General features: G+C 52.1%; 1 protein-coding gene. It reads right to left on the bottom strand.

Going from position 1 to position 397, the window contains the following annotated elements; all coding sequences use genetic code 11:
- Window positions 1-397: IS5 family transposase (locus ACXPVS_RS27445; RefSeq protein WP_458512667.1), on the bottom strand; the 397-nt coding region annotated here is incomplete at both ends.

The raw sequence follows: 397 nt of genomic DNA, 5'->3' as shown, positions 1-397 counted from the left end.
CCGATGTGCGATTTCATCCCGAAATAGTATTGATTTCCCTTCTTGGTTTGATGCATTTCAGGGTCGCGTTTGCCGTCTTTGTTCTTGGTCGAACTCGGCGCATGAATGATCGTCGCATCGACCACGGTGCCCTGGCGCAGCAACAAACCACGGTCGCCCAAATAGCCATTGATCACCTGCAAAATCCCACCAGCCAACTCATGCTTTTCCAGCAGTCGGCGGAAATTGAGGATCGTGGTTTCGTCTGGAATTCGATCCAGATGCAGCCCGGCAAACTGACGCAGAATTGTGGTTTCGTAGAGCGATTCTTCCATGGCCGGGTCGCTATAACCGAACCAGTTTTGCATCAGATGAACCCGTAACATCGCCATCAACGGATAGGCCGGACGACCACCTT

The organism is Pseudomonas sp. Ma2-10 (genome assembly GCF_054330215.1).
Note: the sequence above shows the minus strand (reverse complement) of the source record. Positions and strands in the feature narration are given on the sequence as shown.